The sequence below is a fragment of the Methylobacterium sp. WCS2018Hpa-22 genome, assembly GCF_031843785.1.
Classification (GTDB): domain Bacteria; phylum Pseudomonadota; class Alphaproteobacteria; order Rhizobiales; family Beijerinckiaceae; genus Methylobacterium.
The window spans coordinates 317,061-333,640 of sequence record NZ_JAVTJA010000003.1; the positions used below are offsets into that span (position 1 = coordinate 317,061).

Below are 16,580 nucleotides of genomic sequence, written 5' to 3' on the forward strand. Positions count from 1 at the left end.
ATGCCCCGACGAGGAGGCATGAAGCCCTCCCCCCGTGGGGGGAGAGGGAAGGCCATCTCAGTTCGGGCCAGAGGTCACTTCAGGCCGTAGGTCTTGGCGAGCTCCGGGTCCTTCTCGGCCACCAGCCGGGCCAGATCGACGATGACCTTGGCCTGTTTCCAGGTGGCGTCGTCCTGCATCTTGCCGTCGAGCATCACCGCGCCGGTCCCGTCCGGCATCGCCTCGACGATCCGCACCGCAAAGGCGACTTCCGCCGGATCGGGGGCGAAGACGCGCTTGGCGATGGCGACCTGGTTCGGATGCAGGGTCCAGGCGCCGGCGCAGCCCATGAGGAAGGCGTTGCGGAACTGGGCCTCGCAGGCATCCCCGTCCGAGAAGTCGCCGAACGGGCCGTAGAAGGCCTTGAGGCCGTTGGCCATGCAGGCATCGACCATCTTCGCGATGGTATAGTGCCAGAGGTCCTGCTGGGCGCTAGCCCGGGCGGCGCCGTCGCTCGTCGGGTCGGCGATGACCCGGTAATCCGGGTGGCCGCCGCCGACGCGGGTGGTCTTCATGCCGCGTGATGCCGCGAGATCGGCGGGGCCGAGGCTCATGCCGTGCATGCGCGGGGAGGCGGAGGCGATGGCGTCGACATTGGCGACGCCTTCGGCGGTCTCCAGGATGGCGTGGACGAGGATCGGCTTCGAGACGCCGTGCTTCGCCTCGAGCTGGGCCAGCAACTGGTCGATATAGTGGATGTCCCACGGTCCCTCGACCTTGGGCACCATCACCACGTCGAGCTTGTCCCCGACCTGGGACACGATCTCGAACAGGTCGTCGAGAATCCAGGGACTGTTGAGGGCGTTGATGCGGGTCCACAATCCGGTGCCGGAGGCGGCGAAATCGGTGGCCTGCGCCATGGCGACGAAGCCCTTGCGCGCGGCTTCCTTCTGATCGACCGGCACGGCGTCCTCGAGATTGCCGAGCACCACGTCCACGGTGGCGGCGAGTTCCGGCACCCGGGAACGGACCTTGTCGTTGTGCGGCGGCACGAAATGGATCATCCGCTCGAGCTTCACCGGCAGGTCACGGAACGGGGCCGGCGCGCCTGTGGCGAGCGGCTGGAAGAAGCGGCGCGGTAGTTTCATCGGGACTCGGGCTCCGGCTATGGATAGTCGTTGGACCAGATCGACGACCTGCATATCGTATTCAGGTCGTCGACCTAGGGTGTTGGCACCGCATCATCTTTACCGAAAACCAGATCTGACTTTCCGGATGATGCTCTAGCCTCGAAGCGGTTAGTCAAGGTTACCCCCCGCGTAAAGGCGGGTTTTGGGAGAAGACCGCTTTCCCAACGACGTGCGCTGGCGCATGTTCGACGCAAGGGGAGGGTCCACGGACCGGAACCGGCCGGTCGACGCCGGGTTCTCGCAGCAGAGGCGGGCGTTTCGAGACTTACCAAGGACACTCTCTCATGTCCGGATCATCCAGCCGACACGGTCTCTTCTATGCGGCCAGCATGGTGGCCATGCTCGGCATCGCCGGACCGGTCGAGGCCGCTCCGGCCCATGCGGGCGCACCGGCGAGATCCGCTCCCCTCAAAGAATCCTCGAAGTCATCGCCAGCGAGATCATCCGAACGGGTCGCGTTCACGGCCGGTGATGCGGCCGATGCCAGGCCCGACGGCCTGAAGGGCCTTCTCCGGATACCAGCCGACGACACCAAGGCCTTCCAGCATCTCATCGACGGCGCGGGTGCCGCGTCCGATCCGTGGCTGGTCCTGTCCGGCGGCGGCGAGAACGGGGCCTTCGCCGCCGGTCTCCTCAACGGCTGGTCCAAGGCCGGCAATCGGCCCGCTTTCGGAATCATCACCGGGGTCAGTACGGGGGCGATGATCGCGCCCTTCGCCTTCCTCGGATCCAGCGCCGATGCGACACTGGCGCGCGCCTATACGGAGATCTCGGCCGCCGACGTCTTCGAATTCGGCGGTACCAACGAAGCCCTCACCGATACCTGGCCGCTCAAGCGCCGGATCGAACGGATGGTGACGGGCAAGCTCCTCACCGACATCGCTGCCGAGCACGCCAAGGGACGTCGCCTGTTGGTGGCGACCACGGCGGTGGACAGCGAGCGCCCCGTCCTGTGGGACATGGGCGCCATCGCCTCCGAGGGCAGCCCCAAGGCGCTCGACCTGTTCCGCGCGATCATCCTCGCCTCCTCGGCGGTGCCGGGCGTATTCCCGCCGGTGATGATCGACGTGGTCGGTACGGACGGGAAGCGCTTCCAGGAGATGCATGCGGATGGCGGCACCACCGCGCCGTTCTACCTGGCGCCGGAAGCCGCGATCCTCGGCAAGGCCAAGGTGAGGCTTCCCACGAGCACGGTCTATCTCGTCGTCAACAACACGGTGACGCCGGACTTCCAGATGGCCACACGCACGACCCTGAGCGTGCTCGGCCGCGCAATGTCGGCCGCGATCAAGGCGCAGACCCGTGCGGCGCTCGCCCTGACGGAGAGCTTCGCCGAACGTAACGGCCTCGATCTCGACGTGGCCCAGATCGACAACCGGTTCACGCGCACCACCTCGGCGCCGTTCGACCAAGATTACATGAAGGCCCTGTTCGCCCATGGCGAACACCTCGGGCGGGACGGCACCGCCTTCAGCCGCGGAACGCCCGCTGCCTCGATCCCCACCGGATCGACCGGCGACCGTTTCGGTGCGGCGGACGCGCCGACGAGCCTCGCCCGGCGCTGACCGTCACCGCATCAGCGCGGGGGCGCCGAGGCGCGGCAGCACACCCTCCCGCATGACGATGCGGCGCAGCGGCCCGATCGTGGTCATGGCCAGCAGGCCGAGCCCGCGCAGGGCATCGACGGGGATCAGGGAGCTGAGCAGGCTGCGGTTGAGCGTATCCACCGCAGCCGTGCGCAGGCGGGCATCCAGTGCCCGCGAACGGGCGAACCCGGACAAAGCCTCGCGCGAGCCCGGATCGCGGCCGTCCGAGGTCGCGGCCAGGACGCTGTCGCGTAGCGCCGCGGCATCGCGCAAGCCGAGATTGAGCCCCTGCGCTCCGATGGGCGGAAAGGCGTGGGCCGCCTCGCCGATAAGCGCGATGCGAGGCCCGACCGGGGAGGCGACGGAGAGGCCGCGCATGGGAACGAGCCCGCGCGGCCCGTCGATGCGCATGGCACCGAGCATGGCTTGGGCCTGGTTCTCGATGGCGCGCGCGAGGTCGGCATCCTCCAGTTCGGAGAGGCGCCGCGCCGGTCCCGCGCCGGTGACCCAGACGAGGCTGGAACGATGCCCGCCGGGGAGGGGGACCAGGGTGAACGGCCCCTGCCGGGTATGGAATTCGGTGGAGACGTCCCGGTGCGGGCGCTCATGGGCGAGCAAGGTGGTGATGGCGGCCTGCGGGTAGGACCAGTCCTTGGTGGCGATGCCGGCCTGCTCCCGTATGCGCGAGCGGGCTCCGTCCGCACCGACGACGAGGCGCGCGGCGACGGCTGGGCCTTCCTCCAGACCGATCCGGGCTTCGTCGGCATCCCGCTCCAGCCCCACCGCGTCGCTCTCGAACAGGGTCAGGCCGGGAGCCGACCGGGCCTGCGCTCGCAACGATTCCACGAGGCGGGCGCTCTCCACGTTCCAGCCGAAGGCGACGAGGCCGATTTCGGTGGAGACGAACCGGGCCGGCGGCGGACGGAACAGGCTGCCGGTATCGTCGACGATGTGGAGTTCGGCCAGGGGTGCCGCATGCGGCGCCACCTCCGCCCAGGCCCCCAGCGCGCGGAGGAAACGCACCGATCCGTCGAGGAGGGCGACCGTGCGTCCGTCGGCGACGGGGGCGTGGCGGCCGACGAGGGCCGTAGCGATGCCCTCGCGCGCCAGGGCCAGGGCCAGACCGAGCCCGGCCGCGCCTGCGCCGACGACGGCCACGTCGAAACGGGGAGAGGACGGCTTCATGTCATCGCTCCTCGGCGAGGTGTCCCCCGCCCGACCTGCCGGAACGAGACCGCCCCGGATTTCAACCGCTTCATCTAGGCCGCGCCCCATTCGGGTTCACGTCGCTGTGGCATTGCGGCACTGCGGCTTCTAGCATCAGCAGCGAGCCCCGTCAGAGGGCCTGCGCGGAAGCTCCCCCATGAGTGCATCGTCATGAATCTCGCCATCGCGCTGCTGGCGCTCGGCTTCCTGATGCTCGTCGCCTATCGCGGCTTCAGCGTCATCCTGTTCGCCCCGGTGGCGGCACTGCTTGCCGTGCTCCTCACCGACCCGTCCGCCGTGCTGCCGGTCTTCTCCGGCCTGTTCATGGAGAAGATGGTCGGCTTCGTGAAGCTTTACCTGCCGGTCTTCCTCCTCGGCGCGGTGTTCGGCAAGGTCATCGAACTGTCGGGTTTTTCGCGCTCCATCGTCACGGCAGTGATCGATCTCGTCGGCCCGCGCCGGGCGGTGCTCTCCATCGTGCTGGTCTGCAATCTGCTCACCTATGGCGGCGTCTCGCTCTTCGTCGTGGTGTTCGCGGTCTATCCGTTCGCGGCGGAAGCCTTCCGGCTGAGCGAGATCCCGAAGCGCCTCATCCCCGGCACCATCGCGCTCGGCGCCTTCTCCTACACCATGGACGCGCTGCCCGGCACGCCGCAGATCCAGAACATCATTCCCACCACCTTCTTCGGCACCAACACCTGGGCGGCCCCCTGGCTCGGGCTGATCGGCGCCGCCTTCATCCTCGTCGCGGGCGTCGCCTATCTCGACCGGCGCATCGCCTCGGCCAAGGCCAGGGGAGAGGGCTACGGCAGCGGCCACAGCAATGAGCCGACGCCCGTCTCCGACGAAGCCCTGGCGCATCCCCTGGTGGCGCTTCTGCCGCTCGTCGTGGTCGGCCTCTCGAACCTCGCCTTCACCGCGTTCATCCCGCGCCTCTACGGGGCGAAGACCGAGACCATGCTTGCGGGGCTCGACAAGCCGATCGTCACGACCCTGTCCTCCGTCACGGCGATCTGGGCGGTGGAACTGGCGCTGCTGGCCGGCATCCTCACGGTCTTCGCCTTCGCCTGGAAGCCGGTCTCGAAGAGCTTCGCCGAGGGCAGCCGCGCGGCGGTGGCGGGCTCGCTGCTCGCCGCCATGAACACCGCCTCCGAATACGGGTTCGGCGCGGTCATCGCGGCGCTGCCGGGCTTCATCGTCATCCGCGAGGCACTCTCCGCGATCCCCAATCCGCTGGTGAACGAGGCGGTGACGGTGACGGCGCTCGCCGGCATCACCGGCTCGGCCTCCGGAGGGCTCAGCATCGCGCTCGCCGCCATGTCCTCCACCTTCATCGCGGCGGCCCAGGCCACCGGCATCCCCATGGAGGTGCTGCATCGGGTCGCCGCCATGGCGAGCGGCGGCATGGACACGCTGCCCCATAACGGCGCGGTCATCACCCTGCTCGCGGTGACGGGGCTGACCCACCGGCAGGCCTATGCCGACATCTTCGCGATCACGCTACTGAAGACGAGCGCGGTCTTCCTGGTCATCGGGGTCTATTACCTGACCGGGCTGGTCTGAGGCGGGCCGGGGGCGCTCATCCCGGCGGGTAGGGTTTCGAGCCGCGCCTGGACTTTCCTCGCGAAGGCGCGGTCAATGACAAATCTGTCGCCGTCAGAGGAGCCCCCGATGGATCGCCGCTCTTTCCTGAGGCTGTCCGCCGTCGCGTCAGTCGTCCCGCTTCTGCACGACCCAGCTCTGGCCGCACCGGTCCCGCCGGCGCGCAACGTGGTCCTCGTCCACGGCCTGTTCGCCGACGGGTCGTGCTGGTCGGAGGTGATCGAGCGGCTGCAGGCGGCGGGGCTCGATGTCACCTCGGTGCAGAACCCGCTGACCACCCTCGACGAGGCGGTGGCCTCGGTGCGGCGGGTGCTGGCGCGGCAGGACGGGCCGACCGTGCTCGTCGGGCATTCCTTCGCCGGAATGATCATCACGGAAGCCGGCATCGCCCCCAACGTGTCGGCCCTCGTCTACGTGGCGGCGCGCGCCCCCGATGCGGGAGAGGATTACGCCGCCCTGGCCAGGACGTTTCCGACACCGCCCGCCACGGCCGGCATCGTCTTCGACGGCGAGTACGGACGTCTCGGCGAAGCGGCCTTCCTGCGGGATTTCGCCGGCGACCTTCCCGAGGCGAAGGCGAAGGTGCTCTACGCGGTGCAGCAGCCCTTCGCCAAAGCGCTGCTGGCGGGCAGGACCACCCAGGCGGCCTGGCGATCGAAGCCGAGCTTCTACGCGGTCTCGACGGAGGACCGGACGATCGACCCCGCTCTCCAACGCTTCATGGCGAAGAGGATGGGCGCGACCACGATCGAGGTGACGGCGAGCCACCTGTCCCTGATCTCCCAGCCCGACACGATCGCGAAGCTGATCCTGGACGCCGCCGGCCGGCCCTGACCATCGTCCGGGGGCAGGGCGGATCGAGACCCGCGCCCTGCCGTTTGCCGACCGCCGGGACCTGTCCTATCGTCCGATGCGGCGATGCCGGATCATCGCCGGGATAGGAGAGGTCACATGGCATTCTTCATCGGGATCGCAGGTCCCTGGCTGGTTCTCGCCGTCCTCGACCTCCTGGCGATCCGCCGCGACTTGGAACTGTCGCGGATCCCGTGAAAGACTTCAGCCTTCCGGCTCCTCGACGATCTTCAAGGTGAGTTGCGTGAACGGCCTGATTTCCCAGGCGATCCCGGCCTTGAACATCATCACCACCCGGCAGCGGTCCATGACCTCGAAGGCAGGAAGGCCCGGCTCCGGCTGGAACACGAGCCCCGCGACGACGGCGGGATCGTAATCGGCGGGCCTGATCCAGACGATCTCTTCCATGGAACGCTGCCACCCTCCGTCGCGGTTGCCGGGGAACGCCGCCGCCCGGCCTCTCTCACACGAGGCGGGCGATGTTTCGCAATGGCCATGCCGCCCGCGCCTCCGGCCGGGCACCTCAATCGGCAGCGCCGGACTTGCCCCTTAATACCGGCAGCTTATGTCGCGTCCATCGGACAGACGAGGAGTGACGACGATGCCCAAGGCGATCCGGGTCTACGAGTATGGCGAACCCGAAGTGATGCGCTACGAGGAGGTGGCGGTCGGCGAGCCCGGCCCCGGCCAGATCCGCGTCCGCCAGACGGCCATCGGCGTCAACTTCATCGACATCTACTTTCGCTCGGGCGCCTACAAGGCGGCGCAGCTGCCCTTCACCCCCGGCAAGGAGGGGGCGGGCGTCGTCACCGCCATCGGCGAGGGCGTCACTGGGTTCCGGGTGGGTGAGCGCGTGGCCTACGGTTCGGCCGAGGGCACCTATGCGGAGGAGGTGGTGATCAATGCCAGCGCCGCCGTGCATCTCGCCGACGGGGTCGACGACGACACCGCCGCGGCCATGATGCTGAAGGGCCTCACCGCCGAGTATCTCCTGCACCGCACCTGCCCGGTGAAGCCCGGCGACACGATCCTGTTCCACGCCGCCGCCGGCGGCGTCGGCCTCATCGCCTGCCAATGGGCCAAGCATATCGGCGCCACCGTCATCGGCACGGTGGGCTCGGCCGAGAAGGCGGAACTGGCGCGGGCCAATGGCTGCGATCACGTCATCCTCTACCGCGACGAGGATTTCGCCGCGCGGGTCAGGGAGATCACCGACGGCAAGGGCGTTCGCGTCGTCTATGACGGCGTCGGCAAGGACACGTTCCCGGCCTCCCTCGACTGCATCGCCCCGCTGGGGATGTTCGTGAGCTTCGGCTCCGCCTCGGGCCCGGTGGAGAACTTCAACCTGGCGGTGCTGGGCCAGAAGGGCTCGCTCTTCGCGACGCGTCCCTCCCTGTTCGCCCATGCGGGGACGCGGTCCACCCTCGATTCCATGGCCGAGAACCTGTTCGGCGTGGTGGCGAGCGGCGCGGTGAAGATCCCCGTCCATGCGCGGGCGAAACTCGCCGACGCGGTGCAGGTGCACAAGGATCTGGCCGGACGCCAGACCACCGGCGCCACGATCATGACCCCGTGATCCGGGTATCCCGTGATCTCGGGATCACCTGACGACAGGACGAGGCGGATGATGCCCCCAGGCGAGCGTGACCTTCTCCTCGTGGTCGACGTCCAGAACGACTTCCTGCCCGGCGGAGCCCTCGCGGTGCCGGACGGCCATGCGGTGATCGCCCCGATCAACCGCCTCGCCGCCCTTTTCCCACACGTGGTCCTGACCCAGGACTGGCATCCGCCGGGCCACGTCTCCTTCGCCTCCAGCCATGCGGGGAAGTCCCCCTTCGAGACCGTGGACCTCGCCTACGGCCCTCAGGTCCTCTGGCCCGACCATTGTGTCGAGGGCTTGCCCGGTGCCCGTTTCTCGTCCGAGCTTCACGTCGATTGGGCCGAACTGGTCATGCGCAAGGGCTATCATGCCCATACCGACAGCTATTCGGCCTTCTTGGAGGCCGATCGGAATACGCGAACGGGGCTCGACGGCTACCTGCGCGAGCGCGGGTTCGAACACCTCTATCTCACCGGCCTCGCCACCGATTACTGCGTGCTCTGGAGCGCGCTCGATGCCCGCAAGGCAGGCTTTGCCGTCACCGTCATCGAGGATGCGGTGCGGGGGATCGATATCGACGGATCGGTGGAACGCGCTTGGGCAGCGATGGAGGCAGCGGGAGTCTATCGGATTGAAAGTGCGGCTCTCGACGGCCGGACCCCTTGAATCAATCGTTCAGGTTAACAAAATATCGTTTTGTTAACCTGAGGTGATAATAATGACCGACGATCTTACTAAGCGCGGGTTGCCCGACCAGCAGCGCATCAACCTCAACGAGCCCTGGGAAGTCAGGGATTGGTGCACGAAGTTCGGCGTGACCGAAGCTCAGTTGCGCGCGGCCGTCAAAGCCGTCGGCGTGATGGCGAGGGACGTCGCCAAGTACCTCGGCAAACCGTACCCGTAGAGACCGATCGGAAGGGGGCCATGTGGCTCCCTTCCATCGGGTCATGTCCCCTCGTCCGCGCTACACCGCGCTGCCGTAGAGGTCGTAGGCGTCGGCCCGCTCGATCTTCACGGTGACGATGTCGCCGACCCGCAGCGGCCGGCGCGAGGTGACATGGACGTTGCCGTCGATCTCGGGCGCGTCGTATTTCGAGCGGCCCTTGGCGATACCGCCCTCGACGGCATCGATGATGACCGGCAGGCGCTTGCCCACACGCGCCTTCTGCAGACGGGCCGAGACGCCCTGCTGCGCCTCCATGAAGCGGCGCTTGCGCTCGGCCTTGAGTTCCGGCGGGACGAGATCGCCGAGCCCGTTGGCCACCGCACCGCCCACGGGCTCGTATTCGAAACAGCCGACGCGCTCGAGCTTGGCTTCTCGGATCCAGGTCAGCAATTCCTCGAACTCGGCCTCGGTCTCGCCTGGGAATCCGACGATGAAGGTCGAGCGGATGGCGAGGTCCGGGCAGATCTCGCGCCAGCGCCGGATCCGCTCGAGCTGTTTCTCCTGGTTGCCCGGCCGGCGCATGCGCTTGAGCACGGACGGGCTGGCGTGCTGGAGCGGCATGTCGAGATAGGGCAGGATCTTGCCCTCGGCCATCAGCGGGATGACGTCGTCCACGTGCGGGTAGGGATAGACGTAGTGCATCCGCACCCAGGCGCCGAGTTCGCCGAGTTCGGCAGAGAGATCGTAGAACTTCGCCCGCACCTCGCGGTCGCGCCAGGGGCTCGTGGCGTATCGAATATCGATGCCATAGGCGGAGGTGTCCTGCGAGACCACCAGCAATTCCTTGACGCCGGCCTTCACCAGCTTCTCGGCCTCGCGCAGCACGTCACCCGCCGGCCTGCTGACGAGGTCGCCGCGCAAGGACGGGATGATGCAGAAGGTGCAGCGGTTGTTGCAGCCCTCGGAGATCTTCAGATAGGCGTAATGACGCGGGGTGAGCTTCACCCCCTGCGGCGGCACCAGATCGAGGAACGGGTCATGGGCCGGGGGCACCGCCTCGTGCACGGCGGCGACCACCGATTCGTAGGCCTGGGGCCCGGTCACCGCGAGGAGGTTCGGATATTTCTCGCGAATTTCCTCGGGCTGCGCGCCCATGCAACCGGTGACGATGACGCGGCCGTTCTCGGCCATGGCCTCGCCGATGGCCGAGAGCGATTCGGCCTTGGCCGAATCGAGGAAGCCGCAGGTGTTGACGATGACGACGTCAGCCCCGTCATGTCGGCGTGCGAGCTCATAGCCTTCCGCCCGCAGATGCGTGAGGATGCGCTCGGAATCCACCAGCGCCTTGGGGCAGCCGAGGGAGACGAAGGAGATCTTGGGCGCGGCTTTCGCCGGGGTCGGAACGGTGACGGATACGGTCATGGTCGCTCGTCGGTCGCGGCCGAGGAAAACTCGACCGGCCGTGATTCTCGGGGCGGAGGGTGCCGGGTTGCAGCCTTCCTATACGCCCATCCTCGCGCGGTTGCGAGGGCGGCGGTTCCGGGCACCATGCCGCCAATCTCCACGGCCCATGCAGCCCGCGCGGCTTCCGTCGGACCGCGACCCGTGTCACCTGTGGCGCGTCATCAGGAAACCATGCCGCAGGAGGGGCCCGTGTCCCAGCCCGCGTCAAGCTCTTAAGTCCGACAGCATCATGTGGACCCGCGAGATCCCCTTCATCGATCCCGTCGCGGCGGCCGAGGCGTTCTCGTCCCTGCCGGGACTGGCCTTCCTCGACAGCGCCATGCGCCACGAGACCCTGGGGCGCGTCTCGATCGTGGCCGCCGATCCGTTCGGGCGGTTCCGCTACGCGAACGGCCGCGCGACGCTCGACGGACGCCCGCTCGAGGGGTCCGGCCTGGAGGCCCTGCGCGCCTGCCTCGCGCCCTACCGGATGGCGGGCGACGAGGGATTCGGCTTTCCCGGCGGGGCCATCGGCTATTTCGCTTACGATCTCGGCGCCTGCCTGGAGCGGGTGACGCCGCCGGCCCGCCGCGCCGGCCTCACCGACGACATCGCCTTCAATCTCTACGACACGATCCTCTCCATCGACCATGACAGCCGCACCTGCCGGCTCGTCGCCAACGGCTTTCCGGAGCTGACGGATTCCGCCCGCGCCGACCGGGCGCGGGCGCGGCTCGACCGTTTCGCGGAGTTGCTCGCGGGCGGCGGCGGCGCCCGGACGAGAGCAGAGGCCGCGCCCCTCGCCTGGCGCTCCAACTTCACCAGGGCTTCCTACGAGGCGGCGGTGGAGACGGTCCGCGACTACATCCGGGCCGGCGACATCTACCAGGCCAACATCGCCCAGCGCTTCGAGGCGGTGCTGCCGACGGGATACGATCCCTTCGCGCTCTATCACCGCCTGCGTGAGACCAACCCGGCGACCTTCGGCGCTTATCTGTCCTTCGACGCTCTCACCATCGCGTCGAGCAGTCCCGAGCGCTTCATGAAGCTGCAGGGCAGGGCGGTGGAGACCCGGCCGATCAAGGGCACCGTGCGCCGGGTGGAGGATCCCGCCGAGGACCGGGCTCTGGGCGAGGCGCTCCAGGCCAACGTCAAGGAGCGGGCCGAGAACATCATGATCGTCGATCTCCTGCGCAACGACCTTTCGCGGATCTGCGAGCCGCACAGCGTCAAGGTGCCGGTCCTGTGCGGGCTCGAATCCTACGCCTCTGTCCACCACCTCGTCTCCGTGGTGACCGGGACCCTGCGCCAGGGGCTCGACGCCATCGACCTGATCGCCGCCACCTTCCCCGGCGGCTCGATCACCGGGGCCCCGAAACTGCGCGCCATGGACATCATTACCGAGATCGAGGGTGATGCCCGCGAGCTCTATTGCGGGGCCATCGGCGCCATCGGGTTCGACGGGTCGCTCGACACCTCCATCGCCATCCGCACCGTGTTCATGGACGAGTCCCGCGCCGTGCTCCAGGCCGGGGGAGGGGTGACGCTCCTCTCCGACCCGGCCGCGGAGTACGAGGAGACCCTGACCAAGGCGGCGCGGGTCTTCGCCGCCTTCGAGCCCGACCGGAACGAGGGCGAGGCGTCATGATCCTCGTCGTCGACAATTACGATTCCTTCGTCTTCAACGTGGTGCGCTACGTGGAGGAGCTCGGCCAGGAGGTGAAGGTGCTGCGCAACGACGCCGTCGACGTCGCCGGCATCCGCGCACTCGCCCCCGAGGCGCTGATCCTCTCCCCCGGCCCCTGCACCCCCAACGAGGCCGGCGTAACCCTACCCGCCATCGAGGCCCTGTCCGGCGAGATCCCGATCCTCGGCGTCTGCCTCGGCCACCAGGCCATCGGCGCGGCCTTCGGCGGAAGGGTCGAGCGGGCGGCGCGGCCGCTCCACGGCCAGGCGACGGCGATCCGGCATGACGGGTCCGGCCTGTTCGCGGGCCTGCCCGACCCGATGCAGGTGGGCCGCTACCATTCCCTCATCGTCACGCCGCAGCCGGGCATGGACGAATCCCTCGTCGTCGACGCCGTGTCGGGGGAGGGCGAGGTGATGGCCCTGTCGCACCGGCGCCACCCGACGATGGGCGTGCAGTTCCACCCGGAATCGGTGCTGACCGAGAACGGCCACGCGGTGTTCGGCAACTTCCTCGATCTGGCGCGCCGGTGGCGGGAGAGCCGCGATGCTGTGGTTTGACGGTGCCCTCCGCGAGGGCAGCCGTCACGGTTTCGACCTCGCCGACCGGGGCCTGACCCTCGGGGACGGCCTCTTCGACACGGCCCTCTGCCTCGGCGGCCGCCTCGCCTTCCGGGAGGCGCATCTCGCCCGGCTCGCCGCCTCGGCCGACGATCTGGGCTTTTCCATCGACCGGGAGGCAGTGGGGGAGGCGATGCGCCGCGTCGCCGCTGCCATCGGCGACGGCGCGCTCCGCACCACGATCACCCGCGGCTCCGGCCCGCGCGGTCTCGCCCCGCCGGAGCCGGCCCGGCCGGTCTGGTGGATCGCCGCCACGCCGCGCCGGGCGGGGTCGGGTTTCGCGCCGGTCTCGCTGCATCCGAGCACGATCCGCCGCAACGAGACCTCGCCGACCGCGAGGATCAAGACGCTGGGCTATCTCGACGCCATCCTCGCCGCCCGGGAGGCGAGGACGCGGGGCTTCGACGAGGCCCTGTTCCTCAACACCAAAGTCCACCTCGCCTGCGCCGGGACCGGCAACCTGTTCGCGATCCTAGACGGGCGCCTCGTCACCCCGCCCCTGTCGGACGGCGTACTGCCCGGCATCGTCCGCGCGCAGGTTCTCGGCTTGGCGCGCTCCCTCGGCATCGGGACCACGGAACGCTCCCTCGCCCTCGAGGAGGTCCTGGCCGCCGAGGCGGTGGTCATGACGAATTCCCTGCGGGGCCTCTCCCCTGTTACGGCGATCGGGACGACGGCGTTCCCCGGCGGGCACGAGACCGTCGCCGCGTTGAGCCACGCGCTCCGCCGCCTCATCGCCGAGGAATGCGGCGTCGCGCCGGAGGTGGCGTGAGGCCGGAGATCACCACGCCGGAGGCCCCAACGCACAGCCGCCTGCTCTCGCGGCTCGGCCTCGCCGCGCTCTATGGCGGCATCGGCCTCCTCCACCTCGCGGCCGCCGACAGGTTCCTGCCGATCATGCCCGATTGGGTGCCCTGGCCGAGGCAGGTCGTCATCCTGACGGGTCTCTACGAACTCGCCTGCGTGGCGGGCCTGTTCGTCGCGCGCACCCGCCGCGCTGCCGGCTACGCCCTGGCCGCCTACGCGATCTGCGTGTTTCCGGCCAATATCAAGCACGCGGTCGAGGGGATCTCCGTTCCCGGCCTGCCCGATAGCTGGTGGTATCACGGGCCCCGCCTCGCCCTCCAACCGGTTCTGGTCTGGTGGGCGCTCCACGCCACGCGGATCGTCGATTGGCCGTTCGGGCGGCGGTAGAGCGCGGGCGGGCGAACGGACCGAAGCCAGCCGGCGATCAGGCTTCCGAACGCTTCACCCGCTGCCAAGCGGCCTCCATGGCGGGAAGATCGGCCTCTTCCAGGCTTGCCCCATCCTCCGCGATCAAAGCCGCCATGGCGTGGAAGCGCCGCTCGAACTTTATATTCCCTCTTTTCAAGGAATATTCCGGGTCTATTCCGGAATGCCGGGCGAGATTCACCACCGCGAAGAGCAGGTCGCCGATCTCCTCGGCGAGGTGATCCGGGTCGTTCCGCCCGAGCGCGTCGGCGACCTCGTCCACCTCCTCGCGGATCTTGGCGACGACCGAGGCCGCGTCCGGCCAGTCGAATCCGTGCCGCGCCGCGTTGCGGCTGATCTTCTCGGCCCGGGTGAGGGCGGGCAGGGCCTTGGCGACGGAACCGAGGAGGTCGCCCCCGGCGTGTTCGGACCGCCCCGTCTTCTCCGACCGTTCCGCCGCTTTCGCCGCATTCCAGTTGGCGTCGAGCTGCGCCAGGTTCAGGCGCTCGGGACCATCCGCCAGCAGCGACCCATCCGCCTCGAACACATGCGGATGCCGCCGGATCAGCTTGGCGCAGATCGTCCGGACCACATCGTCGAAGGCGAAGCTCCCGGCCTCTTCGGCGACCCGCGCCTGGAACACGACCTGAAGCAGGAGGTCGCCGAGTTCCCCCTGGAGATCGGCGAGATCGCCGCGCTCGATGGCGTCCACCACCTCGTAGGCCTCCTCCAGCGTGTAGGGGGCGAGGCTGTCGAGGGTCTGGACCTGGTCCCAGGCGCAGCCCCGTTCGGGATCGCGCAGGGCCGCCATCAATCGCAGCAGGGTCTCGATCGGGGCTTCGGATGTCACGGGCTCACCATGCTGGAGAAAGTCAGGAAGGGGGAAGGGCGCAGGTCCGGGCTCGGCCACGGTTAGGCCAACCGGTGGTGTCCCCTCAAGCCGGTGTCGCAGGGGGGCACGATCCATCCTCATCTGTGCCGAACCTGTGGACCGGGAGAGGAGGAATTCTGGAAATTCCAAGATATCGATCAAAAAACCGTGCCGTCCGGTAAAGCGAACGACCCACCGACCCCTTAGGAAAGATATCAGTAACCTCTTTTTAGAGAGTCAGTTCAGCAAGTTATATGGGACGGCGAATTCGCGTGGTCTCCCCGTAGGTTGAGACCCTTTCGCGTATCGAACTCTGCGCGAGGACGTATCGAACTCTGCGTGGTTCCGTATCGGATTCTGCGCTGTCGCGGCCCCGGTCCGTATGCGATTCTGCGCCGATCCGTATGGAATTCTGCGGGGAGAACGGGGTTTGCCGGTGAAGTATGGGGATAGAACGGAATTCCGGCCCGTATCGAACTCTGCGTAGACCTCGGAAGGGCTGAGGGGCGGTCTCTTCCGGCGGCGGGATCGCCGCACGGGTGCGGCCCATCCCCCGGCTGCGGGGTTCCGTGGCCGAGCCCTTGGCCGAGCCCTTGGGCCGACTCCGTGGATTGTCGGGATAAGATCCGGCCCCGGCGACTCCTGGCCTCGGAATCGTGCGATGGCGGGAGTTCAGTGACCAGAGCCGCCGGTATCGATGACAGCCATGGGGATCGAGGAGAAGCTCGCCCAGATCCGTGATCCCGACCTCCTGGAGGAGGTCGAGGCCGGCCGCGGCAGCTTCCTGTTCGGAAGCATCGTCGAGCATATCCTCCATCGGCAGCGTGCCCGCGACGCCGAGGCGGCGAGCCTGCGCGAGGCCGCCGACATGCGCGGCGCCATGCCCCGAGACCGGCGCCGGCGCGACATGGTGCGCGAGGTCATCGAGAACGAACCGACCCTGCCGGAGAACCTGCAGCACATCCACAGCGTGCTGGCCCTGTGCGGCCTGCCCTATCGCGATCCGGGCGATGCCCGCGAGTTCTTCCGGGAATACGGCCGCAACTCCCTCAGCCTGCTGGCCGGCCGCCTCAAGAACCCGGTCAATGGCGAGATGGAGTTCCAGGGCCTGCCCTACGGCCCCAAGGCCCGCCTCGTCCTGCTGCATCTCTGCACCGAGGCGGTGCGCCAGCGCAGCCCCACCATCACGGTGGCGGACAGCCTGTCGGGCTTCATGAAGGAGATGGGATTTTCCGTCACCGGCGGCGAGCGCGGCACGATCCGGCAGTTCAAGGAACAGCTCAACCGGCTCGCCGCCTGTACCCTGCAGATCGGCCTCTGGGACGGCAGCGACAAGGCCAGCACCCTCAACGTGCCGCCCTTCCGCCAGCTCGACCTCTGGCTCTCGCACGGATCGGGGGAGGGGCAGGTCTGGTCGAAGACCGTGCAGTTCCACCAGGATTTCTACGACAACCTGATCCAGCACGCCCTGCCGGTGGATATCCGCGCGGCCCGCGCCTTCGCCGGCTCGGCCCGCAAGCTCGATCTCCTGTTCTGGCTCGGCTACCGCCTGCGCGTCCTGCAGCGCCCACTGCGGCTGACCTGGGCCAACCTGCACAGCCAGTTCGGTGCTGACAATGCCAGCATCCGCAGCTTCCGGCAGGCCTTCAAGGCCGATCTCGCCCATATGCAGGAGGTCTTCCCGAAACTGCCCGTCTCCCTCGACGAGGCCGGCATGATGCTCCAGCCCGCCCATCCGAGCGCCCTGCTGGTTCCGCCCAGGCTCGGCGGGGCGAAGGCGGGCGCATCCAAGGCCGGTGCGGCACGGCGCGCCCTCGCGGGCTGAGACATCTTCCGAATATCCGAG

At 68.4% G+C, this 16,580-nt stretch carries 16 protein-coding genes; 11 read left to right on the forward strand and 5 right to left on the reverse strand.

Annotation, left to right across the window (positions count from 1 at the left end; all coding sequences use genetic code 11):
• Positions 1-74: 74 nt before the first annotated feature.
• Positions 75-1,127, reverse strand: a complete 1,053-nt coding sequence (locus RQI43_RS05970; protein ID WP_056425762.1) for a CoA ester lyase — start codon at positions 1,125-1,127, stop codon at positions 75-77.
• Positions 1,128-1,453: 326 nt separating this feature from the next.
• Between RQI43_RS05970 and RQI43_RS05975 the strand changes: the two genes are divergently transcribed.
• Positions 1,454-2,734 carry a patatin-like phospholipase family protein gene (locus RQI43_RS05975; protein ID WP_311274556.1) on the forward strand — a complete coding sequence of 427 codons (1,281 nt, stop codon included), beginning with the start codon at positions 1,454-1,456 and terminating at the stop codon, positions 2,732-2,734.
• A gap of 3 nt (positions 2,735-2,737) precedes the next feature.
• Here RQI43_RS05975 and RQI43_RS05980 read toward each other — a convergent pair whose 3' ends face one another.
• Positions 2,738-3,940 carry an FAD-dependent monooxygenase gene (locus RQI43_RS05980; RefSeq protein ID WP_311274557.1) on the reverse strand — a complete coding sequence of 401 codons (1,203 nt, stop codon included), beginning with the start codon at positions 3,938-3,940 and terminating at the stop codon, positions 2,738-2,740.
• A 192-nt stretch (positions 3,941-4,132) separates the two neighbouring features.
• Between RQI43_RS05980 and RQI43_RS05985 the strand changes: the two genes are divergently transcribed.
• The gene (locus RQI43_RS05985) at positions 4,133-5,524 is read left to right on the forward strand and encodes a GntP family permease (protein ID WP_311274558.1); all 1,392 of its coding nucleotides are present in this window, start codon (positions 4,133-4,135) and stop codon (positions 5,522-5,524) included.
• Between the two features lie 108 nt (positions 5,525-5,632).
• Positions 5,633-6,397 carry an alpha/beta hydrolase gene (locus RQI43_RS05990; RefSeq protein ID WP_311274559.1) on the forward strand — a complete coding sequence of 255 codons (765 nt, stop codon included), beginning with the start codon at positions 5,633-5,635 and terminating at the stop codon, positions 6,395-6,397.
• 222 nt (positions 6,398-6,619) lie between these two features.
• Here the strand turns inward: RQI43_RS05990 and RQI43_RS05995 are convergent, their stop codons facing one another.
• Entirely contained in the window at positions 6,620-6,823 is a 204-nt protein-coding gene (locus RQI43_RS05995) for a hypothetical protein (protein ID WP_018043697.1), read from the reverse strand.
• A gap of 193 nt (positions 6,824-7,016) precedes the next feature.
• Between RQI43_RS05995 and RQI43_RS06000 the strand changes: the two genes are divergently transcribed.
• Genes RQI43_RS06000 through RQI43_RS06010 form a run of 3 tightly spaced genes read left to right on the forward strand, consistent with a single transcriptional unit; the run spans position 7,017 to position 8,919 of the window.
• Complete coding sequence (locus RQI43_RS06000; protein ID WP_311274560.1) at positions 7,017-7,991, forward strand: quinone oxidoreductase; 975 nt, start codon at positions 7,017-7,019, stop codon at positions 7,989-7,991.
• Between the two features lie 48 nt (positions 7,992-8,039).
• On the forward strand, positions 8,040-8,681 hold the full coding sequence (gene pncA / locus RQI43_RS06005; RefSeq protein WP_311274561.1) for a bifunctional nicotinamidase/pyrazinamidase: 642 nt from the start codon (positions 8,040-8,042) through the stop codon (positions 8,679-8,681).
• A gap of 52 nt (positions 8,682-8,733) precedes the next feature.
• Positions 8,734-8,919, forward strand: coding sequence for a DUF3606 domain-containing protein (locus tag RQI43_RS06010; protein WP_311274562.1), 186 nt, complete (start codon positions 8,734-8,736; stop codon positions 8,917-8,919).
• A 60-nt stretch (positions 8,920-8,979) separates the two neighbouring features.
• On the opposite strand, the gene rimO is transcribed toward RQI43_RS06010, so the two are convergent.
• Positions 8,980-10,323 carry a 30S ribosomal protein S12 methylthiotransferase RimO gene (gene rimO, locus RQI43_RS06015; protein ID WP_311274563.1) on the reverse strand — a complete coding sequence of 448 codons (1,344 nt, stop codon included), beginning with the start codon at positions 10,321-10,323 and terminating at the stop codon, positions 8,980-8,982.
• A 271-nt stretch (positions 10,324-10,594) separates the two neighbouring features.
• Between rimO and pabB the strand changes: the two genes are divergently transcribed.
• The 4 genes from pabB to RQI43_RS06035 are packed head-to-tail and all read left to right on the forward strand — an operon-like array spanning position 10,595 to position 13,845.
• The gene (pabB, locus tag RQI43_RS06020) at positions 10,595-11,992 is read left to right on the forward strand and encodes an aminodeoxychorismate synthase component I (protein ID WP_311274564.1); all 1,398 of its coding nucleotides are present in this window, start codon (positions 10,595-10,597) and stop codon (positions 11,990-11,992) included.
• Complete coding sequence (locus RQI43_RS06025) at positions 11,989-12,591, forward strand: aminodeoxychorismate/anthranilate synthase component II (protein ID WP_056425731.1); 603 nt, start codon at positions 11,989-11,991, stop codon at positions 12,589-12,591. The genes pabB and RQI43_RS06025 overlap by 4 nt, the downstream gene beginning before the upstream one ends.
• Positions 12,578-13,423 (forward strand): aminotransferase class IV, encoded by an 846-nt coding sequence (locus tag RQI43_RS06030; protein ID WP_311274565.1) that lies wholly within the window; start codon positions 12,578-12,580, stop codon positions 13,421-13,423. The genes RQI43_RS06025 and RQI43_RS06030 overlap by 14 nt, the downstream gene beginning before the upstream one ends.
• Positions 13,396-13,845 carry a DoxX family protein gene (locus tag RQI43_RS06035; RefSeq protein ID WP_244478068.1) on the forward strand — a complete coding sequence of 150 codons (450 nt, stop codon included), beginning with the start codon at positions 13,396-13,398 and terminating at the stop codon, positions 13,843-13,845. The genes RQI43_RS06030 and RQI43_RS06035 overlap by 28 nt, the downstream gene beginning before the upstream one ends.
• A gap of 37 nt (positions 13,846-13,882) precedes the next feature.
• On the opposite strand, the gene mazG is transcribed toward RQI43_RS06035, so the two are convergent.
• The gene (mazG, locus tag RQI43_RS06040; protein WP_311274566.1) at positions 13,883-14,713 is read right to left on the reverse strand and encodes a nucleoside triphosphate pyrophosphohydrolase; all 831 of its coding nucleotides are present in this window, start codon (positions 14,711-14,713) and stop codon (positions 13,883-13,885) included.
• A 727-nt stretch (positions 14,714-15,440) separates the two neighbouring features.
• Here mazG and RQI43_RS06045 point away from each other — a divergent pair.
• On the forward strand, positions 15,441-16,559 hold the full coding sequence (locus tag RQI43_RS06045) for a replication protein RepA (RefSeq protein WP_056425726.1): 1,119 nt from the start codon (positions 15,441-15,443) through the stop codon (positions 16,557-16,559).
• The last annotated feature ends 21 nt before the right edge of the window (positions 16,560-16,580 follow it).